Consider the following 20,847-nt stretch of genomic DNA (forward strand, 5'->3'; position numbering starts at 1 on the left):
CTAACTTCTGACGAACGCCGAAGCGGTCACCCTACGTGTGCGCGGAATGCCTCGTTCAGCGCACCGACGCCATGCGCTGCAGCGCTTGCCTGATCGCCTGCCACGAAGGCCCTTCCGGCGCCACCGGATCGAAGTGGCCGCTGCCGATGCGGATCAGCCGGGCCTCGTCGCCGGCCGCCTGGGCCGCTTTGACGTAGCGCTCGACCGAGGCGGAATCGACGATGGGATCGCGCTCGCCCTGGATCAGCCATTGCTCGGCCTGCAGCGGCAGCAGCTCGATCGGCGAGACCTGCGAGTAGCGTTTCGGCACGGCCTGCGGCGAGCCGCCCATGAGCGGTTCGACCGAGCCGTGGCAGCTGTCGGCCGGGCCGTTGCGGTACTGGGCGAGGTCGGTGATCGCGGCGAGGCCGATCACGCCGCGGATCGGCACCGCGCCGTCCGCATGCAGCGGGCTGCCGAGCCCGAGACGCGGGCGGCTCGCGGCCCAGAGGGCGAGCTGGCCGCCGGCCGAGTGGCCGAGCGTGACGACGCGGCCCAGGTCGAGCGCGCGCGTCGTCGCCAGGCCGCGCAGCTGGTCGATCGCGGCGCCGACGTCGTTGAACGTGTTGGGCCAGCCACCGCCGTCTTCGCCGAGCCGGCGATATTCGATCGTCCAGGTCGCGTAGCCTTCGGCGCTCAGCGCGGCCGCGAGATGGCGCATGTAGGCGTAGTCGAAATCGGCGAGCCAGCAACCGCCGTGAATCAGCACCACGACCGGGGTGGGGCCTTTCGCCTCGACAGGCAGCCGGAGCTCGCCGAACTGCGAGGTTTCGGGGCCATAGGCGATGCGTTCGCCGGCCGGCGGCAGCGGCCGCGCAGCGAGTTCGGACCAGCTCAGCAGGGGCGGCTCGGATGCGGTTTTCGGCGGCGTGGCCGGGTGCTGGACGCAGGCTGCGCAGATCGAGGCGAACAGCAGTACGGGTACGGGCAGGTGCTTCACGTGACTTTGGCTCGCAGCTGGAATTCCTCGCGCTGCCACTCGCCCGAGCGCAGCACCTCGGCGAGCGCGGACACCGCGTCCCAAACATCGGTGTATCGCAAATACAGCGGCGTGAAGCCGAAGCGCAGGATGTCAGGCGCGCGCACGTCGCCGATCACGCCGCGCGCGATCAGCGCCTGCATGACCGGCCAGGCCTGCGCATGCCGCAGGCAGACCTGGCTGCCGCGTCGCCCGGGCTCGCGCGGCGTGACGAGCTGGAGCCCGTGGCCGGCGCAGTGCTGTTCGACGAGCTCGATGAACGCTGCGCTCAGCCGCAGCGATTTCTCGCGGATCTGCGCCATCGGAGCTTCGAGCATCAGGTCGACCGAGGCTTCGAGCGCGCTCATCGACAGGATCGGCGGCGTGCCGACGAGCAGGCTCGCGATGCCCGCCGCCGGCGCGTAGTGGCCTTCGAACGCGAACGGGCGCTCGTGGCCGAACCATCCGGTCAGCGGCGAGCGGACCTGCGCGTGCAGGCGCTCGGCGACATGGATCCAGGCCGGCGCGCCGGGCCCGCCGTTGAAATACTTGTAGCCGCAGCCGACCGCGAAATCGGCCCCGCAGGCCGCCAGCTCGATCGGCAGCGCGCCGGCCGAATGGGCGAGATCCCAGAGCATCAGCGCTCCGCAGTCGTGAACCTTGCGCGTGATCGCGGCCATGTCGAACAGCTCGCCGGTGCGATAGTTGACGTGGCTCAGCGAAACCACGGCGACGTCCTCGCCCAAGGCCGAATCGAGCCGGTCGAGCGCCACCGTGCGCAATTCGACGCCGTCGCCGAGCCAGCCCGACAGCCCCTGCGCCATGTACAGGTCGGTCGGGAAGTTGTCCGCATCCGAGACGATCACACGCCGGCCCGGCCTCAGTTTCACGGCCATCGCGAGCGCCTTGAACAGGTTTACCGAGGTCGAATCGCAGGCCACGGTTTCGCCGGGCGCGGCACCGATGAGGCGGCCGATCTTGTCGCCGAGGCGCTGCGGCAGATCGACCCAGCCGTGCCGGTTCCAGCTGCGCACGAGGTCTTGCGACCATTCCTGGTCGACGACCCGACGCATGCGCTCGGCGCTGGCCTTGGGCATCGCCCCGAGCGAATTGCCGACGAAGTAGAGCTGCCCACGCGGCAGCGCGAAGCGCTCGCGGAACGGGGCGAGCGGGTCGGCGCGATCGAGGGCTTCGAGGTCGGGGCGCGTGGTCATGTCGGTGTGTTCAAGGTCATCGTGGCTTATACGCCTACAATGCCGCGAACGGATGCTCGACAGACTGAACCCAGGGATCGCATGAGCAAACTCACGCCGCAGCAGGGCACCATCGTCGCCAACGGCCTGGAGTTCGCGTTCCTCGAACTCGGCGAAGGTCCGCTGGTGCTCTGCCTGCACGGTTTTCCGGATCGCGCCGAGAGCTTCGTGCCGCTGCTGCGCGCGCTCGCCGACGCGGGCTATCGGGCGGTGGCGCCGTATCTGCGCGGTTATGCGCCGAGCGGCTTCGCGCCGGACGGCGACTACGGCATCGGCATGCTCGCCCAGGACGTGATCGCGCTGATCGACCATTTCGGCGCCGACCGCGCCAGCGTGGTCGGGCACGACTGGGGCGCGGTCGCCGGCTACGCGGCGGCGAACCTGCGGCCCGACCGGGTCGATCGCCTCGTCACCGCGGCGGTTCCGCATCTGCGCCGCTTCCTGCTGCGGCCGAGCTTCGCGCAGCTGTCGCGCTCCTCGTACATGCTCGCGTTCCAGTGGCCGAACGCCGAGCGCAAGCTCATGCGCAACGACTTCGCCGATCTGGAGCGGCGCATTTCGCGCTGGTCGCCGGGTTGGATGTTCGCCCAGCAGGACTGGTGGATCGCGCTCAAGAGCGCGTTTCGCGAGCCGCGCCGGCTGTCCGCGGCGCTGGCGTATTACCGGGCACTCGGACGGCTCGTCGTCGATGCCGATCTGTGGCGACTCGCGACGGCGCCGGTCAGCGTGCCGACGCGCGTCATCTACGGCTCGCGCGACGGCTGCATCGGCGCCGAGATGTTCGCCAACCAGGATCACCTGTTCACCGCCGGGCTCGATCTGCAACGCGTCGAGGCTGGGCATTTCATGCATCAGGAGCGGCCCGAGGAATTCGCCCGGCTGGTGCTCGAGTTCCTGCGGCCCGAAGCGGCCGCCTGATCCAGGCCAGTTCGCAGGGCGGGCCCAGACCGGCCGTCATCGCTCGGGTCTACCGCAGCAGCGGCGGGTCTCGACCGCCCTATTCCGAGGGCGCTTCTTCGCCGCCGAGGCCACCGAACGCGAGCTGGCTCGCGTGCTCGCGCAGGTCCGCCGGCCAGCCGGCGATGAGGTCGCCGAAGCGCTGCGCGTCGTTGGCGAACAGGGCGCGGGTGGCCTCCTCGTAGCCGGGCAGATCGCCTGCCAGCGCGAGCATGAAGTGATAGGCGCGCTCCTGCGCCCGGCGCTGCCGATCCTTGTCGCCATTGGCCCGGCGTGCGGCTTCGACGAGTTTGCGCAGCGCCACCGACGCGCCGCCGGGCTGGGTCGCGAGCCAATCCCAATGCCGCGGCAGCAAGGTCACTTCGCGGGCGATGACGCCGAGCCTGGGGCGCCCACGGCCCCGCGCTTCGGCTGCGGGCTCGCGGGTGGCGAAGCGGGCCGCGACCTGCTGGTCGGAGCCGCGCGTATCGACTTCGACCGTTTGGCCGGTCCGGTCGTCGAAAGTCAGTACCGAGGCGGCGGCATTGGACTCGATCGCCTGCTTCACCGCGAGCGCGTTGGCCTGCAGCGAGCCACTCGCGATCCGGCGATGGCCGTCGAAACTCGTATAAGTAAGTACAGGGGCCACTTTTTGCTCCGGGTAAAAATTTCGGAGCGGATATTGCCCGGGTGAAAATGTCCTGTCAATTACATCCGGGTGTAAATGAGCGTTGCCGACGTTCCCGCATTTGAGGCCGGGAAAGTCGATGAGCCTGCGCCGCTCGAGCGGCTACGGGCTCAGCACGTGGGCGCGCCGTTCAAACATTTGTTGGGCGCGGACGGCGGACCGGAGTGCCTAGAGTGTGGCGGATGCTTTCAGGGATGAAGTCGTGCGCAGATTCGGCGGGTGTGGGGCTGGGTGCGGGATATCGATCGGACTGGTGTTTGCGGGTCTGCTCGCGACCTTCGCGACCTTCGCGACCGCCGCGCAGGACGAGCCGCTGGAGACGATCGCAGTGAGTCTGCCGGTCGAACAGGCGCCACCGGGTCGCAGCGAGGTATCCAATGCCGCCGTGCTCGAAGAAGTGGTGGTGACCGCGCAGCGGCGCGAGGAACCGCTGCAGGACGTGCCGGTGTCGGTCAGCAGTTTCAGCGCGGAGCAGCTGCAATCCGCCGGCGTGGTGAGCACCAGTGATCTGGGGCGCATCACGCCGGGGCTGCAGTTCACCGACATCATGGGCGCGAGCAATATTTTCATGCGCGGGGTGGGCACCGATTCGTTCGTGCTCTCGGCCGATCCGAGCGTCGCCACCTATGTCGACGGCGTTTACGTGCCGGCGCAGCTCGGCTTGCTGACCACGCTCGGCGGCGTCGAGCGCATCGAAGTGCTCAAAGGTCCGCAAGGCACCTTGTTCGGGCGCAATTCCACGGCCGGCGCGATCAACGTGGTGTTCAAAACGCCCGGCGCGGAGCGCGAGCTGTCGATGATGGCCGAGCGGCGCAACTTCAACGGCACGCTGCTGCAAGCCTATGCGGCGACGCCGATCGGCGATGATTTTTCCGTCGGCGCGGCCTTGCAGTGGGTCGAGCAGGATTCGTATTTCCGCATGGCCGGCGAGCCGCTGGGCTTGCTGGAGCTGCCGCCTGCAGGTGGCGTGCCGGGCGACCGGATTCGCGCCGGGCGCATCAAGCTGCGCTGGACTCCGCGTGACGATCTCGATGTCGTCGTCGCCGGTTTTCGCACGATGATGTCCGGCACCAGCAGTACGGTCGCGGAGCTGCGCGATCCGAGCCTGCTCGCGACGCTGCTCGGCATTCGTGCGGGCCAGACCGATTACGAGCTGCATCGCAACGAGCCGATCGAAGCGGCGGTGAACCACAGCTCGATCAGCGCCGACCTGCGCTGGCAGGCGCGGCTCGCCGATGTGCGCCTGATCGCCGCGTATCAGAAGCTCGTCACCGTCGATGGGCTCATCGACTACGACTACTCGCGCAAGGACATCATCTCGTTCAACTCGGGCAACTCGCCGACGCGGCAGACAACGGCGGAGCTGCAATTCGCATCGAACGACGCAAGCGCGTGGTCCGACCGGCTCGACTGGATCGCCGGCCTTTACTACCTGCATGCGCAGGCCGGTTTCGATCCGGTGGACGCGGAGTTCTTCGGCAGCGGCATTCCGTTGCCGATCATCAACCAGATGCCGGGCTTGCAGGACCTGCTGTCGCCCTTGGCCTTGGGCTTGCAGGCCGCGGCTTACAGCGTGCTCGAAACCAACAGCTACTCGGCTTACGGACAAGGCACCTGGCACTTCGACGATCGCTTCTCGATGACCGTGGGCTTACGCTACCAGGACGAAAGCCGATTCCTGATCAAGCAGAAAACCTCGGTGTTTTCGCCATTGCCCGATCACACCGAACTCACGCCGCTGAATTTCAACGCGCCCGAAGTCTGGCAGGACAGCACCTCGCAAAAACTCTCTTTGCAATGGAAGACCGGCGTGGACAGCCTGCTGTTCGTGTCCTATGGCAAGGGCGTCAAGAGCGGGACGTACAACCTCGGCAATCTGTTCGTGCCGCCCGAGTACGTGCAGCCCGAGCGCGTGCAGAGCTACGAGATCGGGCTCAAGTCGCTGCTGCTCGATCGCAGCCTGCGCTTGAACGCGGCGCTGTTCTGGAGCGAGATCGAAGATCCGCAGACCTCGTTCATCGCCATCTTCGGCAGCGGATCGATCATGCTCGAAAACGCCGGCCATGCGCGCTCGCGCGGAGCCGAGCTCGAATTGCAGGCGCTGCCGATGCCTCGGCTCGATCCGGGCTTCTCGCTCAAGCTGAGCGCCTGCCTCGTCGATGCCCTCTACACCGACTATCGCCACGCCAGCGGCTACGATCCGACCACGGGTTTGTTTCGTCGCAACGCCTTCGATCTGAGCGGCAACCAAGTGCCGCGCTCGCCGCGACTGAGCGGCAATCTGGGCCTGGTGCAGAACATCGAAGTGGGCAGCAACGGCGAGATCGAGATCGGTGCCGATGTCTATTACAACGGCGGCTTCTATTACACCTCGCAGAATTTCGAGAGCGGGCAGCAGAAGGCGTATTCGCTGCTCAACGCGCGCATCGGGTATCGCTATCGGCCCTGGGGGCTCGGTATCACCGCGTTCGGCATCAATCTCGACGACGAGACCTACAGCTACGCCGGCATCACCGCCGATTTCGGAACCGCGATCACGCTGGCTCCGCCGCGTACGTACGGTCTACGGTTGAATCTCGATTTCTGAGACTTGGGGGGAAGTGGATGGAACGCGATGCGATTTTCTGGCCGATGCTGGCGCTCGTTGCGCTGACATTGGGCGTGCTGCTGATGATCCCGTTTCATCGCCTGCGCTCGGGCTTTCGCGGCGAAGTGTGGTTCGACGACTTCAAGCTCGGCGAATCGGAGCGCGTGCCGGACCGCGTGCGCCTGCCCAATCGCAATTACATGAACCTGCTGGAACTGCCGCTGCTGTTCTACGTGTTCTGCCTGGCCAGCTATGTTCGTGGCCAGGTCGACGAGGCGGCGGTGACGATGGCCTGGATCTACGTCGGGCTACGCGTGCTGCACAGTGCGGTGCATTTGAGCATCAACCATGTGCCGCTGCGCCTGATCGCGTTCGCTGCGAGCAACGTCGTGCTCACGCTCATGTGGCTGCGATTCGCGCTGGCGCTCGCCGCGTCATGAGCCCTTGGTGCTTGGTGCTTGGGGTGCGCGACGCGCCGTAAACCACCATCAAGCAATTCAGCCGCTCAATTCGGGCGCCTGCTCGACAGCCGCTGCGCGGCACCCAGCCGGTTGCTCACGCCGAGCTTCTGAAACAGTTTCCACAAATGCCAGCGCACGGTTTGTTCGCTCAGGTGAATGCGCTGGGTGATCTGACGGTTCGACAGGCCTTCGAGCAGCGCAGCGCCGATCTGTTCTTCGCGCGGCGACAGCGGCTCGGCCGGCGCCCCGGCTTCGGCGGCCGCTTCGACCGCCACTCCGGTGAGCCGGGCCAGTCGCAACAGTCGCTCGTCGCGGTTGCCGGATGCTTCGAGCAAGCCGCGCAAGGCATCGCCGAACATCGGCTGCAAGGCAGGCGCGAGCGAGGCCAGCGAGCCCAGGCGCTCTCGCAGCATGGGCGCGGTGATCAGCCGGGTGACGCTGCGCCGGGCCTGTAGCGAATTGCCGGTGTGCTGTTCGACGCGCGCCTTCATGAGCAGCGCCATGAACAACCGGCTTTCCTGTTGGCGGTCCTCGGCCTCACGCACCATTTTGCGAAGGGCCGCGAGCGCGATCGCCGACGGATTGCGCTGGGCCAAGGTGAGCAGCTTGAGCAATGCCAGCACGTCCGGCGGCCCGTCGATGCCGCTGTAGTCTCCGCAGACGGCGGCGACGCGCACGCGTTCGAGCGTGAGCAGCTGGTCCCAGAAACGCCAATCGCCCGCGGGTCGTTCGAGATCGGGCCGGGCGAGCAAAGCCGCAGCCTGGTGCGCGCGTCCAAGCGCCATCAGCGCGCGTGCGGCGACGAAGCGGTCGATCAGCAACATCACCGGCAGGCGCGGCGAAGGACGCCGGCCTTCGATGCGGTCCATCGCGTCGGCCAGCGCGGCTTCGATGTCGCCGCGTTCGAAAGCCGTGAAATTGCGGGCCACATCGAGCGAGGCTCGCGTCTCGGGCGCCTGCGCCAGCCGCGGGGCCGCTTCGTCGAACGCGGCATCGAGCAGGGCGGCGGCGTCGTTCACGCGGCCGCTCAAGGCCTTCATGCAGCCGGCGCAGACGGCGGCCGAGACCATGCCGTGTTCGAAGCGCACGCGACGAAAGATGCGCAAGGCCGCGAGCGCTTCGCGTTCGGCCTCGCGCGTGCGATCGAGCATGGACAACGCGAGCGCTTCGTTGACGGCGACGGTGGCGAACTCGTGGTCGGGCGCGCGCGCAAAGCGCGTTCGCCAATCGTCCGCGAGTCGCAAGGCGTCTTCGGAGCGACCGCCGAACGCGGCCTGCGCCACGCGCATCATGGCGATCCAGCTGTACATGCCGTCGCGCGGATCGGGCCGGTCGAACGGCGCGCGCTGATGCTCGACGAGAAAGCTGCGGTTTTCGCGCAGCAGGGCCGGAACACGTTGCTCGAGTTCATCGAGCCGCAGCGCGGCGATGCGCAGGTGCAGCTGCATGGTCAGCGCGTAGATGCTCGCGGCTTCGAGCTGTGGCCAATGCCGGTAGCGCTGGCTGCCGATGCGCTCGATCGCCTCGAAGAAGCCCTCGAACTCGGCTGCGCCGCAGACCATGCCGACCCAGCCATGAGCGAGCAGTTCGGCGGCCAGATCGTCGAGCCCATGATCCAGCGCCAGCCTCACCGCCTGGCCGACCCGATCGCGCGCGAGCAGGCCGCGGGCCTGGGCTTGGATGTCGGCGGAGGTCATCAGGCTCATGCGGAAATCGCCAGCAAGAGCCGTGCACGAATCGCAGAAAGCAAAACGGCGCCGGAGTGCCGGCGCCGTTTGTACAGCTTGCTTCCGATGCTTGAGTCAGCGTCTTACTTGACGGTGATCGTGATCACTTCCGACTGCACGCTCGGGTTGAACGGCTGGTGCTTCCAGTCGCCGAGCACGAGTTGCAGCTTGTGCGTGCCGGGCTTGAGCGCGAGCTGGGTTTCGGTCTGCCCCGCGCCGAAGTGCTTGATCTGGTCGGTCATCGGCAGCGGGGCGGCGAAATCGACCGTCGGCGCATCGATCAGCAGGTGATGGTGACCGACGTTGGCGACGTCCTTGATACCGGCCGGGGCGACGCCCATACCGGACAACCCGAAGACGACGGTCACCGGGCTGGTGACGGTGTCGCCATCCTTGGGCGAGATGATGTAAGCCCTGGCGCCAGCCGGCGATGCGGTCGGCAGGTTGAGCTTCTCGGCCGCGTAGTTGCCGGCCTGCTGCTTGGCCATGTTCTTGTAGTCGGCGTACTTGTCGGTCTTCTCGGCCGCCAGCACGGGCGTGGCGAGCAGCGTCAGCAGCGACAGCGTGGCGAAGTAGGACTTCATCCGGCACTCCTTGGATCGGGGTTGGGGGGAATTCGGTGGGGGACGTGAGAAAGGCATCATACCGATGCCGGCCGGCGCAGGTCGCAGACCCGCCCTGAAGGGCGTGCGGAAGCACCCCGATGTCGGACCGGTAATTTTGTCAATAAGCGGACATCTGTCTATACTGCACCCCACTTGTGTCAGGCGCCCACCGGTTGGCGCCACGAGCAAAGCCCCAAACCACGGGCCTGCTCACTCCACGCAAGGCTCGCGGTCCGCTCCTTTCGCGGCTTCCTCGATACCCACTCATTGCGGCCTGAACCGGTTCGCCCACGCATCAGTCGTGGCCCAGGCGCGTTCAGGAGTTACCAACTACATGCTGTTCACCGATCTGGGCCTCGACGAAGGCCTGCTGCGCGCTGTTGCTGCCGAAGGCTATACCCAGCCGACGCCGATCCAGGCGCAAGCCATCCCGGTCATTCTGCAGGGAGGCGATCTGCTCGCCGCCGCGCAGACCGGCACCGGCAAGACCGCGGCCTTCACGCTGCCCTTGCTGCACCGACTCATCCAGCGCCGCGCCCAAGGCGTTTCCGGCGCGCCGAAGAAGCCGCTCGCGCTGGTGCTGACGCCGACTCGCGAACTTGCCGCGCAGGTCGCGCAGAGCGTGCGCACCTACGGCGGCCATCTGCCGCTCAAGACCACCGTGATCTTCGGCGGCGTGAGCATCAACCCGCAGATCGACGTGCTGCGCCACGGCGTCGACATCCTCGTCGCCACTCCGGGCCGCCTGCTCGACCACGTCGGCCAGCGCACCATCGATCTGTCGGCGGTCGAAATGCTGATCCTCGACGAAGCCGACCGCATGCTCGACATGGGCTTCATCCACGACATCAAGCGCGTGATCGCAACGCTGCCGAAGCAGCGCCAGAACCTGATGTTCTCGGCGACGTTCTCCGACGACATCCGCAAGCTCGCGCACGGCTTCCTCAACAACCCCGCCACCATCGACATCGCCCCGCGCAACGCCGCGGCCGACACCGTCGAGCAGCGCGTGGTCTACGTCGACAAGGGCCGCAAGAGCGAGCTGCTGTCGTACCTGATCTCGAGCGGCAACTGGCAGCAGACGCTGGTCTTCACGCGCACCAAGCACGGGGCCAATCGTCTCGTCGAAAAGCTGCAGAAGTGGAACATCAGCTCGGCCGCGCTGCACGGCAACAAGAGCCAGAACGCGCGCACCAAGGCGCTCGCCGAGTTCAAGGCCGGAACGGTCCGCACACTGGTCGCCACCGATATCGCGGCGCGCGGCCTGGACATCGAGCAGCTGCCACACGTGGTCAATTTCGAGTTGCCGAACGTGCCGGAAGACTACGTGCACCGCATCGGCCGCACCGGTCGTGCGGGCGCGGGCGGCGAGGCGATCTCGCTGGTTTCGGCCGACGAGATGGACGAGCTCAAGGCTATCCGCAAGCTGCTCAGGAAGGAGCTGCCGGGCTTCATGGTCGAAGGCTTCGAACTCGGCAGCAAGAGCCTGAACCCGGAGCCCGAAGAAGCCCCGCGTCCGCCGATGCAGCCGCGTCACGGCCAGCGCCGCGGCGGCGGTCAGGGGCAGCGCAGCGACCAGCCGCGCCGAGCCCACGGTGGGGGTGGCAACGGTGGCGGTCAGCGCCAGGCCGAGGGCCGCGATGGCCGCGGTGGCGAGCGCCGTCATGGCGAGCAGCGGTCGGATCGGCGCTCCGAAGCGCGTCCGGGTGGGCGTTCACATGGGCGTCCCGACGGCCGCCCGAACGCGAACGGCCGTCCAGGTGGTCGCCCGCCGCAGCAGAACACGGCTCCGCGGGCGCAGATCGACGACGACAACATCGGCAATACGCGTCTTCCCGAACCGGTGTTGCAGGACGAAGGCCTCGAGAGCGGGCCCAGCATCAACGTGAACCGGGCTCCCGAGTGGGATCACGCTCATCGCCCGTTCCGCGGTCGCGGTGGCCATGGCGGCGGTGGCGGCGCTCCTCGTGGAAACGGTGGTGGCGGACAGCGCCGCGGCAATGGCGGTGGCCAAGGGCAGGGGCGTCCGCAGGGTAGTAACGGCGGAGGCGGCCAGGGCCGCCCTCGCGGCGAGGCGGATGGAAACCGTGCCGATGGCGGCAACTCGCGTCCGGGCGGTGGCAATCGCGGCAACTACCGCGGCCCGCGCTGAGCGAACGCGCCAACAGAAAAATGGCGGCCCGATGGCCGCCATTTTTCTGTCCGCCGCAGGGGTGGGCCAGCGCGGAAGCGCGCAAGCCCCCGGTCGGGCTTCAGCTCGGCATCACTTCGCGCACGCCATCGGGCGAGCCCAGAATGAGTCGATCCGCCGGACGATGCGCGAACAGGCCCACCGTCACCACGCCTGGAATCGCGTTGATCGCCGTCTCCAGCGCTAGCGGCTGGGCGATCTGCAGGTCGTGCACGTCGATGATCGGATTGCCGTTGTCGGTGACCACGTTCTCGCGCAGCACTGGACGGCCACCGAGCTTCACGAGTTCGCGCGCGACGAAGCTGCGCGCCATCGGGATCACCTCGACCGGCAGCGGGAACTTGCCGAGCGTCTTCACGAGCTTGGATTCGTCGGCGATGCAGACGAAGGTCTTGCTCGCTCCCGCGATGATCTTCTCGCGCGTGAGCGCCGCGCCGCCGCCCTTGATGAGCTGCAGCTGGTAGTTCGACTCGTCGGCACCGTCGACATAGACCGACAGCGGGCCCGCGCTGTTGAGTTCGATGACCTTGAAGCCATGCTTGAGCAGGCGCTGCGTGCTCGCTTCGGAGGAGGACACGGCGGCCTGGATGTCGAAATGGCGCTCGGCGAGCAGATCGATGAAGTGATTCACCGTCGAGCCGGTGCCGACCCCCAGCATCTCGCCCTGGACGACGTACTTGAGCGCCGCTTCGGCGGCCTTGCGCTTGGCCAGATCCTGACTCATCGGATTTCCTTGGGATGTGTTGTTGTGACGTTGTTGAAGGGATATGAGACGGTCTTACGAATAGTCGCGCTCGCCGAACAGCGCGGTGCCGATGCGCACCAGCGTGCTGCCTTCTGCGATCGCGGCTTCGAGATCGTCCGACATGCCGGCCGAAATCGTGTCGAACTTCGCCGCAGCCTCGTCCGGCAGTGTGGATTTTATCTCGTCGAACAGCCGGCGCAGGCGCGCGTACGGGGCCCGGGCGTCCCGTTCGTCTTCGGCCGGAGCCGGAATCGCCATCACGCCGCGCAGGGCCAGCCGCGGCAGCGCCGCGATGGCCCGGCAGAGTTCCCCAGCCTCGGCCGGTCCGCAGCCCGATTTGCTCGCCTCACCCGAAATATTCACCTGCACGCAAACCTGCAGCGGCGCGAGTTCGGGTGGGCGCTGATCGGACAGTCGCTGGGCGATCCTGAGCCGCTCGATGCCGTGCACCCAATCGAACTGCGCCGCGATCTCGCGCGTCTTGTTCGACTGGATCGGCCCGATGAAATGCCAGCAGGCGCCGCGATCGCGCAGGGCCGCGATCTTGGGCAGCGCTTCCTGCAAATAGCTTTCGCCGAAATCGCGCTGGCCGGCGGCGAGCACTTCGCTCATCGCCTGCACGGAAAACGTCTTCGATACCGCGAGCAGCCGAACCGAGCCGGGCGCTCGTCCACAGGACTCGCGCGCGGCGTCGATGCGGCCCAGCACGGCGGCCAGGCGCTCGCTCGCGGGGGCAGTCGTCGAGTCATTCGGATGGGCGGTCGGATCGGACATCGGCAGCGGAGCGGCTTGAAGTTGCGGGGGCGAATTATTGCCGATAGTGTCCTTGCAACGCTTATCGCCCCCAAAAAGACGTTCGACGACCCGCATGGATATCGCGCAATTGCTGACTTTCGGGGTTCGCCAGGGCGCGTCCGACCTGCATCTGTCGGCTGGCGTCGAACCGATGATCCGCGTCGATGGCGACGTGCGCCGCATCGATCTGCCGCCGCTCGATCACAAGCAAGTTCATGACATGGTCTACGACATCATGAACGACAAGCAGCGCAAGGCTTACGACGAGTTTCTGGAGACGGATTTCTCGTTCGAGATCCCCGGGCTCGCGCGCTTTCGCGTGAACGCGTTCAATCATGCGCGCGGTGCCGGTGCGGTGTTTCGCACCATTCCGTCGAAGATCCTCACGCTCGACGAACTCAAGGCTCCGTCCATCTTCAAGGATCTGGCCGATACGCCGCGCGGGCTGATCCTCGTTACCGGGCCGACCGGCTCGGGCAAGTCGACCACGCTGGCGGCGATGGTCGATCACAAGAACGAAACCGAACACGGGCATATCCTGACGATCGAGGATCCGATCGAGTTCGTGCATCAGTCGAAGAAGTGCCTCATCAACCAGCGCGAAGTGCACCGCGATACGCTCGGCTTTTCGGAAGCGCTGCGCTCGGCGCTGCGCGAAGACCCCGACGTGATCCTCGTCGGCGAAATGCGCGATCTCGAAACCATTCGCCTTGCGCTGACGGCCGCGGAAACCGGCCATCTGGTGCTCGGCACGCTGCACACGTCGTCGGCCGCCAAGACCATCGATCGCATCGTCGACGTGTTCCCGGCGGCCGAAAAGGAAATGACGCGCGCGATGCTCTCCGAAGGTCTGCGTGCGGTGATTTCGCAGACGCTCATGAAGAAGAAGGGTGGTGGCCGCGTCGCCGCGCACGAGATCATGATCGCCACGCCGGCGATCCGGAATCTGATTCGCGAAAACAAGATCGCGCAGATGTATTCGTCGATCCAGACCGGCCAGCGCGACGGCATGCAGACGCTCGAGCAATGCCTGCGCGAGCTCGTCAAGCGCGGCCTCGTCGATGCGAACGAGGCCAAGCGCAAGGCCAACAAGCCGCTGGAGCTGGCGTGACGACGGCCGAGAGACGGGAGACGAGAGACGTGAAACGAAAAAGCCAAAACTCTTGCCGAGACAGCCGCTGCGTCTTGCGTCTCCGGTTCCCCGTCTCCCGGTAAAAGCCATGGAACGCGAACACGCGATCAAGCTGGTCCAGCAACTGCTCATGCTCATGAAGCAGCGCAACGGCTCGGATCTGTTCATCAGCGCCGGCTTTCCGCCCGCGATCAAGCTCGACGGCGCGCTCACGCCGGTGATGGACGAGCCGCTGAGGGCCGAGGATTCCGCCGCGCTGATGCGCGCGATCATGAACGATCGCCAGCTCAAGGAGTTCGAAGCGACCAACGAGTGCAATTTCGCGATCGCCCCGCCCGCGATCGGGCGCTTTCGCGTCAACGCCTTCGTGCAGCAAGGCCGCGTCGGTGGCGTGCTGCGCACGATCAATACCACGATTCCGACCTTCGACGACTTGCAGCTGCCGGAGCAGCTCAAGGACATCGTCATGGCCAAGCGCGGGCTGGTGCTGATGGTCGGCGCGACGGGCTCGGGCAAGAGCACCTCGCTCGCGGCGATGCTCGGTTATCGCAACGCGAACTCGAAAGGCCACATCATCACGATCGAGGATCCGGTCGAGTACGTGCATCCGCACGACGGTTGCATGATCACGCAGCGTGAAGTGGGCGTGGATACGCAAAGCTGGGAGATGGCGCTCAAGAACACGCTGCGCCAGGCGCCCGACGTGATCCTGATCGGTGAGATCCGCACGCGCGAGACCATGGAGTACGCGATCAACTTCGCCGAAACCGGCCATCTCGTGCTGTCGACCTTGCATGCCAACAGCGCGAACCAGGCGCTGGATCGCATCATCAATTTCTTCCCCGAAGAGAAGCGCGAGCAGTTGCTGATGGATCTGTCGCTGAACCTGCGCTCCATCATCAGCCAGCGTCTCGTGCGCAAGGCCGGCGGCGGACGCGCGGCGGCGATGGAAATTCTGATCAACTCGCCGCTGATCTCCGATTTGATCTTCAAGGGGGAAGTGCATGCGATCAAGGAAGTCATGGCGCGCTCGAACGAGCAGGGCATGGTGACTTTCGATCAGTTCCTGTATCGCCTTTTCGAAGACGGCGTCATCGGCATCGAAGAAGCGCTGCGCAATGCCGATTCGCAGAACGAGCTGCGCCTGCGCGTGAAGCTCGAATCCAAGCGGGCACGGCAGAACCTGCAGGAGGACGAAGGCGTACTGAGCCTGCAGATGAAGACCGAGTCCGGCCAGAAGCTGCGCCCGTAGGATCGTCGATCGCATGCAAAGCCTGCTGCCTTATCTGAAGCTGGCCTTCGAGCGCCAAGGCTCGGATCTGTTCTTCACGCCGGGCGCTCCGCCGATGCTCAAGATCGAAGGCGAGATGCACGCCGTCGGTCGCACGGTGATGACGGGCGCGATGCTCGCCGACATTTCGGCCGAGCTGCTGACGCCCGACCAGCTGGCGCGCTTCAGTGCCGAACGCGAACTCGACTGCGCTCTCGAAGCCGGCGAGTTCGGGCGTTTCCGGCTGAACTTGTTCTTTCAGCGCAATCAGGTCGCCTTCGTGCTGCGGCACGTCAAGGCCAGGGTGCCGCGACTCGACGAGCTCAACGTGCCCGAGGTGCTCAAGTCGCTGGTCATGCACAAGCGCGGGCTGGTTCTCGTCGTCGGCGCCTCAGGCTCGGGCAAAAGCACAACGCTCGCTGCAATGCTCAATCATCGCAACGAAGAAGCCAGCGGCCACATTCTGACGATCGAGGACCCGATCGAGTTCGTGCATCCGAACCTGCGCTCCATCGTCAACCAGCGCGAAGTCGGCCAGGACGCGCTGAGCTATGAGCGCGCGCTAGTCGGTGCGATGCGCGAGGCGCCCGATGTGATTCTGATCGGCGAAGTGCGTACGCGCGAAACCATGGATTCCTGCGTGCAGCTCGCCAACACGGGGCATCTGGCGCTGTCCTCGCTGCATGCCAACAACGCCCCGCAGGCCTTGCAGCGCATCGTCAACCTGTACCCGCAGGACCGGCGCGATCAGCTCTATCTCGACCTGTCGCTGACCCTGCGCGCAATTGTTTCGCAGCGCCTCGTGCGCCGTCGCGACGGCCGGCGCTGCGCCGCCGTCGAAGTGCTCGTCAACACCCCGCTGATCCAGGATCTGATCGTCTCGCGGCGCATCGACGAAGTCCGCACGGCCATGGAGCAGAGCAGCAGCCCGGGCATGCAGACTTTCGACCAGTCGCTCTACCGGCTCTACAAACAAGGTCTCATCGAGCTCGACGAGGCGCTCGACAATGCCGATTCCAGGACCAACCTGGAGGCCAAGATCAACTTCGGCGGCTGATGAATCGGCTGCCGTACCCGGCATCTCGCGGCAGGGCGGGGCGCGAAATGCTGATCGGACACCGTGCCGGGCTCGAAAGAAATCTTGCTTTTTGCGGGGGCACTCCCCTAAAATTCGCGCCCTTCGAGGTTTCCCGTTGTCATGGCGTTGCCGCTGTAGGGCCGCGTCGGGAAACTGAACTATAACGACCCACGTACCGTGGGCTAACTGAGATTGAACGATGAAGACCTTCATGGCGAAGGGCGAAACCGTCAAGCGCGAATGGTATGTCGTGGATGCCGACGGCAAGACGCTGGGCCGACTGGCCTCCGAAATCGCGCGTCGCCTGCGCGGCAAGCACAAGCCCGAATTCACCCCGCACGTCGACACCGGCGATTACATCGTCGTGATCAACGCTGCCAAGATCCACGTCACCGGCAACAAGCTCGACGGCCAGAACGGCAAGATCTACTGGCGCCACACCGAACACCCGGGCGGCATCAAGAAGACGGCTCTGTCCGACCTGTTGGCCAAGCATCCAGAGCGCGTGCTCGAGAAGGCCGTGAAGGGCATGCTCCCGCGCGGCCCGCTGGGCTACGCGAACTTCCGCAAGCTCAAGGTGTACGCCGGTGCCGAGCACCCGCACACCGCGCAGCAGCCGCTGCCCCTCAACATTTAATCGGTCTGAACGAACATGGCTACCACCCAGAATTACGGTACCGGCCGCCGCAAGACCGCCGCGGCTCGCGTCTTCCTCAAGCCGGGCTCCGGCGCGATCACCATCAACAGCAAGTCGGTCGAAGATTATTTCGGCCGTGAGACCAGCCGCATGCTGGTCCGTCAGCCGCTCGAACTCGTCGACGCGCTGACCCGCTTCGATATCTATGTGACGGTTTCCGGTGGCGGCCCCTCGGGCCAGGCCGGCGCGATCCGTCATGGCATCACCCGCGCCCTGATCCAGTACGACGAATCGCTGCGCAAGACGCTGCGTGACGCCGGCCTGGTCACTCGCGACGCGCGTGAAGTCGAGCGTAAGAAGGTCGGTCTGCACAAGGCCCGCCGCGCTCCGCAGTACTCCAAGCGTTAATCGCGGTACTCGCCAAGCTCTTTCTGCTGTTGCAGAAAGAGCTTGGGAAGAGCGTGCAAGGGCTGTAGAATCGCGCGCTCCGCAGGTCCCTGCTGGGGGATCGTCTAATGGTAGGACCCGGGATTCTGATTCCCGTTATCTAGGTTCGAGTCCTAGTCCCCCAGCCAATATCCAAACCCTTCGCAATCGTCAGCTTGCGAAGGGTTTTTTGTTTCTGGCCCGACTTCAGGGCGCGCAGATGACGGCAAGCCGACGCTGCGCCTATGCTCAGGGCTTGTTCGCTTCGGTTGATCGATTCGCCATGCAGGCGTCACGTGCCCGTCGGTTTTCTATGGCCATCTGCCTTACGGCCATGGCCTTGTCGGCCTGTGCTGCCAAGCCGGTCATTGCGCCCGAACAGCCACCTGTGCCGCCTCTGCCGCTTGACTGGCGGTTCGCGCCACTCGCTTCGACACCCTTGCCGCCGCCCAGCACCCAGACCGTGCTGCCGCTTTGCTCGCCGGGCCGGCCAGCCGGGACGGTCGACTGCTCGAACGACGCGCTTGGGCCGCGTATGAGCTTCGATCAGTTGCAGAACTGCGCGACCCAGGCGCTGACGCTGCGCCGGGAGTCGATGCGGCTGATACAGCTCAATGGCGCGCTCGCGGTTCAGCGCAACGCCATCAACCAGCGTGGGGCCGCGATGGCGGCCGGCAACCGCCTGCCTCATGCGGTGGCTCAGCAATTCGAGCGGGAGCGCCTGGCGTTCAACGCGCAGGCGGATCAGTTCGGTCGCCAGGTGCTCGCGATCGGCCAGCTGCGGTCCACTTACGAGCGGAGCTGCTCGCGCCGGCCTTATCGCCGCTCGGACCTCGCAAGCCTGTCGCCGGAGCTGCAGATCGCGATGCGCATGGGCCTTGACGATGTGACCGTGCCGATGCTCGCTACGAACGAGGCGCCGTTTGCGGCGTCCGATGCGCAGCCCCGGCCGAACCCGTCGCCGGATGCCGGCCCGCAGCTGCAGCGGATCTCGCGGTGACCGAACGCATGCTCGAACGGTCTGGGGCAGCCTACGCCTTGCCCAGAAACACCTCGACGTCCTTCACGAAAGCCTCGGGGTCGACCGGCTTGGCGAGATAGCCGTCGAAGCCGGCTTTGAGGATGCGATCGCGGTCACCGACCATGGCCAGCGCCGTCACCGCGACCACCGGCAGATCGGCGGTGCCCGGGTCGTTCTTGAGCCTGGCCAGCACTTCGTAGCCGCTGGTTCCGGGCATGTTGATGTCGCAGAGAATCAGGTTCGGCCGTTCGCGCTGGGCGATCTCGATGCCGCTCGCCCCATTGGTCGCGGTGAGCGGCTGGTGCTGAAAGGCTTTCAGCACGTACTGCATCAGGTGCAGGCTGGCCGGGTTGTCTTCGATCACGAGGATGCGTGCCATGGCTCAGGCTTCCGGAAGGGCAGTGGGTAGGAACAGGGTGAAGACGCTGCCTTCGCCGTAAGTGCTCCGGCACTCGATGCGGCCGCCGAGCAGCGCGGCGAGTTTCTGCGACAGGTGCAGGCCCAGGCCGCTGCCTTCGCGTGCACGCGCGGTGTCGCCGCCAAGCTGGGCGAACGGTTCGAACAGGCGAGCCACTTCCTCGGTCCGGATGCCGATTCCGCTGTCACGCACGGCGATCTCCACCTGGCCGCCGTGCCGCACGAGGCTCACGACCACACGTCCATGCTCGGTGAACTTGATTGCGTTGTTGGCGAGGTTGATGACGATCTGCGATAGCGCCCGGCGATCGGCCCTGATGTGCAGCGGCTCGGCCGCCTCGAGCTCGAAGTCGAGCGCCTTGGCCTCCGCGAGCGGGCGCAGGGTGGCGGCCACTTCGTCGAGCACCGCGCGGCAATCGACCGGCTCCAGGTGCAGCTCCACCTTGCCCGACTCGATCTTGGCGAGGTCGAGCAGATCGTTGATCAGCGAGAGCAGATGCGCCGCGCTCGACTTGATCAGTCGCAGCTGCTGGTCCTGCTCGTCGGTGAGCGGGCCGGGCAGGCGCATCAGCAGCATGCTGGTGAAGCCGATCACGGCGTTGAGCGGCGTGCGCAACTCGTGCGACATGCTGGCGAGAAAGCGGTCCTTGGCGAGGATCGCGTTGTTGAGCTCGACGTTGCGCTCCTGCAAGGCATGCTCGATGCGCTTGCGGTCGGAGATGTCGCGGATCGCGCTCGACACCAGCACGCCTTCCTCGGTTTCGAGCGGCGACAGGCTGATCTCCACCGGAAACTCGGTGCCGTCGCGGCGCAGCCCGAACAGTTCCAGGCCCGCGCCCATCGCCCGCGGCGCCGGGTGCGCGAAGAAGTTGCCGCGCGCTCTCGGATGCGCGTCACGGAAGCGCAGCGGAACCAGCACGTCGACGCGCTGGCCGAGCAGCTCTTGTCGCGGATAGCCGAACAGGCGCTCGGTCTGCGAATTCACCAGCACGATCTCGCCGTTGCGGTTGACGATGACGATCGCATCGGGTGCCGATTCGAGCAGGCCGCGGAATTTCTGCTCGGCCCGCTTGCGGTCGGAGATGTCGCGAATCGCGCTCATCACCAGCATGCCTTCCTCGGTCTTGAGCGGCGACAGGCTGATTTCGACCGGGAACTCGGCGCCGTCCTTGCGCACGCCATAAAGCTCCAGGCCGGCGCCCATGGTGCGGATGCGCGACTGCGAGAAGTAGCTCGACCGGTGGCCGACATGGGCGCCGCGATAGCGCTGCGGCAACAGGACTTCGATCGGCTGCCCGCGCAGCTCGCCGGGCTGGTAGCCGAACAGGCTTTCGGCCTGCTTGTTGGCGAGCACGATGCGACCGGTCGGATTGACCATGACGATTCCGTCAGGTGTGGAATCGAGCAGGTCGCGAAACTGCGCCTCGACCATCTTGGCGTCGCGCTGCAGCTTGAGCAGCGTGATGTCCTTCTTGGTCGACAGCACGTAGTCGGTATTGCCTTCGGCGTCGTGAATCGCCTTGCTCGAGATGTCGACGTAGACCAGCGAGCCGTCCTTGCGGCGGCGCAGCGATTCGTACTGGCACAGGCCGTTGGCCAGCGTCTGCCGGTGGATGTTGCGCTCTTCTTCCTTGCGATCGGCCGGGACGACGAGATCTTCGAGCAACTGGCCGACCGCCTCGCCATCGGTGAATCCGAAGATCGCCTCGGCACCCTTGCCCCAGTAGCGCACGCGCCCGTCGGGCAGCGTGAGAATCACCGCGTCGGGTGTCTCGCGCAGCACCAGGTCGTCGAACGACCGCTTCGCCGGGTCTCGATCCATTTCGCTTTCGCCTCTTCACGACACCCGGTCCGTGGGCGATTCAATTGCTCACTTCATAT

Annotated in this window: 19 protein-coding genes and 1 tRNA gene; 11 read left to right on the forward strand and 9 right to left on the reverse strand. The window is 66.0% G+C overall.

Going from position 1 to position 20,847, the window contains the following annotated elements; all coding sequences use genetic code 11:
• Positions 1-55 precede the first annotated feature (55 nt).
• Together WQQ_RS17915 and kynU are read right to left on the reverse strand one after the other, a co-directional pair.
• Positions 56-979, reverse strand: coding sequence for an alpha/beta hydrolase family protein (locus WQQ_RS17915; protein WP_007186658.1), 924 nt, complete (start codon positions 977-979; stop codon positions 56-58).
• A complete protein-coding gene (gene kynU, locus WQQ_RS17920; RefSeq protein ID WP_007186659.1) occupies positions 976-2,211 on the reverse strand; it encodes a kynureninase in 1,236 nt (411 codons plus the stop codon). The genes WQQ_RS17915 and kynU overlap by 4 nt, the downstream gene beginning before the upstream one ends.
• An 81-nt stretch (positions 2,212-2,292) precedes the next feature.
• Here kynU and WQQ_RS17925 point away from each other — a divergent pair, with 81 nt between their 5' ends.
• A complete protein-coding gene (locus WQQ_RS17925; RefSeq protein ID WP_007186660.1) occupies positions 2,293-3,168 on the forward strand; it encodes an alpha/beta fold hydrolase in 876 nt (291 codons plus the stop codon).
• A gap of 79 nt (positions 3,169-3,247) precedes the next feature.
• On the opposite strand, the gene WQQ_RS17930 is transcribed toward WQQ_RS17925, so the two are convergent.
• A complete protein-coding gene (locus WQQ_RS17930; protein WP_007186661.1) occupies positions 3,248-3,835 on the reverse strand; it encodes a DUF2239 family protein in 588 nt (195 codons plus the stop codon).
• Between the two features lie 292 nt (positions 3,836-4,127).
• Here WQQ_RS17930 and WQQ_RS17935 point away from each other — a divergent pair, with 292 nt between their 5' ends.
• Complete coding sequence (locus WQQ_RS17935; RefSeq protein WP_007186662.1) at positions 4,128-6,461, forward strand: TonB-dependent receptor; 2,334 nt, start codon at positions 4,128-4,130, stop codon at positions 6,459-6,461.
• Positions 6,462-6,478: 17 nt separating this feature from the next.
• A complete protein-coding gene (locus WQQ_RS17940; RefSeq protein ID WP_007186663.1) occupies positions 6,479-6,901 on the forward strand; it encodes an MAPEG family protein in 423 nt (140 codons plus the stop codon).
• 65 nt (positions 6,902-6,966) lie between these two features.
• Here WQQ_RS17940 and WQQ_RS17945 read toward each other — a convergent pair whose 3' ends face one another.
• Together WQQ_RS17945 and WQQ_RS17950 are read right to left on the reverse strand one after the other, a co-directional pair.
• A complete protein-coding gene (locus WQQ_RS17945; RefSeq protein ID WP_040454820.1) occupies positions 6,967-8,628 on the reverse strand; it encodes a helix-turn-helix transcriptional regulator in 1,662 nt (553 codons plus the stop codon).
• 104 nt (positions 8,629-8,732) lie between these two features.
• Complete coding sequence (locus WQQ_RS17950) at positions 8,733-9,137, reverse strand: DUF4399 domain-containing protein (protein WP_050997770.1); 405 nt, start codon at positions 9,135-9,137, stop codon at positions 8,733-8,735.
• 451 nt (positions 9,138-9,588) lie between these two features.
• Here WQQ_RS17950 and WQQ_RS17955 point away from each other — a divergent pair, with 451 nt between their 5' ends.
• Positions 9,589-11,406 (forward strand): DEAD/DEAH box helicase, encoded by a 1,818-nt coding sequence (locus WQQ_RS17955; RefSeq protein WP_007186666.1) that lies wholly within the window; start codon positions 9,589-9,591, stop codon positions 11,404-11,406.
• A 100-nt stretch (positions 11,407-11,506) separates the two neighbouring features.
• Here the strand turns inward: WQQ_RS17955 and rpiA are convergent, their stop codons facing one another.
• Both rpiA and WQQ_RS17965 read right to left on the reverse strand, forming a co-directional pair.
• The gene (gene rpiA, locus WQQ_RS17960) at positions 11,507-12,169 is read right to left on the reverse strand and encodes a ribose-5-phosphate isomerase RpiA (RefSeq protein WP_007186667.1); all 663 of its coding nucleotides are present in this window, start codon (positions 12,167-12,169) and stop codon (positions 11,507-11,509) included.
• A gap of 54 nt (positions 12,170-12,223) precedes the next feature.
• Positions 12,224-12,964 (reverse strand): YggS family pyridoxal phosphate-dependent enzyme, encoded by a 741-nt coding sequence (locus WQQ_RS17965; protein ID WP_007186668.1) that lies wholly within the window; start codon positions 12,962-12,964, stop codon positions 12,224-12,226.
• 94 nt (positions 12,965-13,058) lie between these two features.
• Between WQQ_RS17965 and WQQ_RS17970 the strand changes: the two genes are divergently transcribed.
• The 7 genes from WQQ_RS17970 to WQQ_RS24430 all read left to right on the forward strand — a co-directional run bounded on the left by WQQ_RS17970 (position 13,059) and on the right by WQQ_RS24430 (position 18,528).
• Positions 13,059-14,096 carry a type IV pilus twitching motility protein PilT gene (locus WQQ_RS17970; protein WP_007186669.1) on the forward strand — a complete coding sequence of 346 codons (1,038 nt, stop codon included), beginning with the start codon at positions 13,059-13,061 and terminating at the stop codon, positions 14,094-14,096.
• 109 nt (positions 14,097-14,205) lie between these two features.
• Complete coding sequence (locus WQQ_RS17975; RefSeq protein WP_007186670.1) at positions 14,206-15,369, forward strand: PilT/PilU family type 4a pilus ATPase; 1,164 nt, start codon at positions 14,206-14,208, stop codon at positions 15,367-15,369.
• A 13-nt stretch (positions 15,370-15,382) separates the two neighbouring features.
• Positions 15,383-16,444, forward strand: a complete 1,062-nt coding sequence (locus tag WQQ_RS17980; protein WP_007186671.1) for a PilT/PilU family type 4a pilus ATPase — start codon at positions 15,383-15,385, stop codon at positions 16,442-16,444.
• Between the two features lie 220 nt (positions 16,445-16,664).
• The gene (gene rplM / locus WQQ_RS17985) at positions 16,665-17,102 is read left to right on the forward strand and encodes a 50S ribosomal protein L13 (RefSeq protein ID WP_007186672.1); all 438 of its coding nucleotides are present in this window, start codon (positions 16,665-16,667) and stop codon (positions 17,100-17,102) included.
• Positions 17,103-17,117: 15 nt separating this feature from the next.
• Positions 17,118-17,510 (forward strand): 30S ribosomal protein S9, encoded by a 393-nt coding sequence (gene rpsI, locus WQQ_RS17990; protein WP_007186673.1) that lies wholly within the window; start codon positions 17,118-17,120, stop codon positions 17,508-17,510.
• 93 nt (positions 17,511-17,603) lie between these two features.
• Positions 17,604-17,677: transfer RNA gene (locus tag WQQ_RS17995), tRNA-Gln, on the forward strand.
• Positions 17,678-17,718: 41 nt separating this feature from the next.
• Positions 17,719-18,528 (forward strand): hypothetical protein, encoded by an 810-nt coding sequence (locus WQQ_RS24430; RefSeq protein ID WP_157534762.1) that lies wholly within the window; start codon positions 17,719-17,721, stop codon positions 18,526-18,528.
• 31 nt (positions 18,529-18,559) lie between these two features.
• Here WQQ_RS24430 and WQQ_RS18005 read toward each other — a convergent pair whose 3' ends face one another.
• Both WQQ_RS18005 and WQQ_RS18010 read right to left on the reverse strand, forming a co-directional pair.
• Positions 18,560-18,928: a response regulator gene (locus tag WQQ_RS18005; protein WP_007186676.1), complete on the reverse strand. Its 369-nt coding sequence runs from the start codon at positions 18,926-18,928 to the stop codon at positions 18,560-18,562.
• Between the two features lie 3 nt (positions 18,929-18,931).
• Complete coding sequence (locus WQQ_RS18010; RefSeq protein WP_007186677.1) at positions 18,932-20,788, reverse strand: PAS domain-containing sensor histidine kinase; 1,857 nt, start codon at positions 20,786-20,788, stop codon at positions 18,932-18,934.
• Positions 20,789-20,847: the final 59 nt, after the last annotated feature.

Origin of the sequence: Hydrocarboniphaga effusa AP103 (assembly GCF_000271305.1) — a bacterium.
In the GTDB taxonomy this organism is placed as follows: Bacteria; Pseudomonadota; Gammaproteobacteria; order Nevskiales; family Nevskiaceae; genus Hydrocarboniphaga; species Hydrocarboniphaga effusa.

Coding starts and splice junctions, on each gene's coding strand:
- kynU (WP_007186659.1), bottom strand. CDS start 2,211: ATGACCACGCGCCCCGACCTCGAAGCCCTCGATCGCGCCGACCCGCTC.
- WQQ_RS17925 (WP_007186660.1), top strand. CDS start 2,293: ATGAGCAAACTCACGCCGCAGCAGGGCACCATCGTCGCCAACGGCCTG.
- WQQ_RS17940 (WP_007186663.1), top strand. CDS start 6,479: ATGGAACGCGATGCGATTTTCTGGCCGATGCTGGCGCTCGTTGCGCTG.
- WQQ_RS17945 (WP_040454820.1), bottom strand. CDS start 8,628: ATGAGCCTGATGACCTCCGCCGACATCCAAGCCCAGGCCCGCGGCCTG.
- WQQ_RS17950 (WP_050997770.1), bottom strand. CDS start 9,137: ATGGCCAAGCAGCAGGCCGGCAACTACGCGGCCGAGAAGCTCAACCTG.
- WQQ_RS17955 (WP_007186666.1), top strand. CDS start 9,589: ATGCTGTTCACCGATCTGGGCCTCGACGAAGGCCTGCTGCGCGCTGTT.
- rpiA (WP_007186667.1), bottom strand. CDS start 12,169: ATGAGTCAGGATCTGGCCAAGCGCAAGGCCGCCGAAGCGGCGCTCAAG.
- WQQ_RS17965 (WP_007186668.1), bottom strand. CDS start 12,964: ATGTCCGATCCGACCGCCCATCCGAATGACTCGACGACTGCCCCCGCG.
- WQQ_RS17970 (WP_007186669.1), top strand. CDS start 13,059: ATGGATATCGCGCAATTGCTGACTTTCGGGGTTCGCCAGGGCGCGTCC.
- WQQ_RS17975 (WP_007186670.1), top strand. CDS start 14,206: ATGGAACGCGAACACGCGATCAAGCTGGTCCAGCAACTGCTCATGCTC.
- WQQ_RS17980 (WP_007186671.1), top strand. CDS start 15,383: ATGCAAAGCCTGCTGCCTTATCTGAAGCTGGCCTTCGAGCGCCAAGGC.
- rplM (WP_007186672.1), top strand. CDS start 16,665: ATGAAGACCTTCATGGCGAAGGGCGAAACCGTCAAGCGCGAATGGTAT.
- rpsI (WP_007186673.1), top strand. CDS start 17,118: ATGGCTACCACCCAGAATTACGGTACCGGCCGCCGCAAGACCGCCGCG.
- WQQ_RS18005 (WP_007186676.1), bottom strand. CDS start 18,928: ATGGCACGCATCCTCGTGATCGAAGACAACCCGGCCAGCCTGCACCTG.
- WQQ_RS18010 (WP_007186677.1), bottom strand. CDS start 20,788: ATGGATCGAGACCCGGCGAAGCGGTCGTTCGACGACCTGGTGCTGCGC.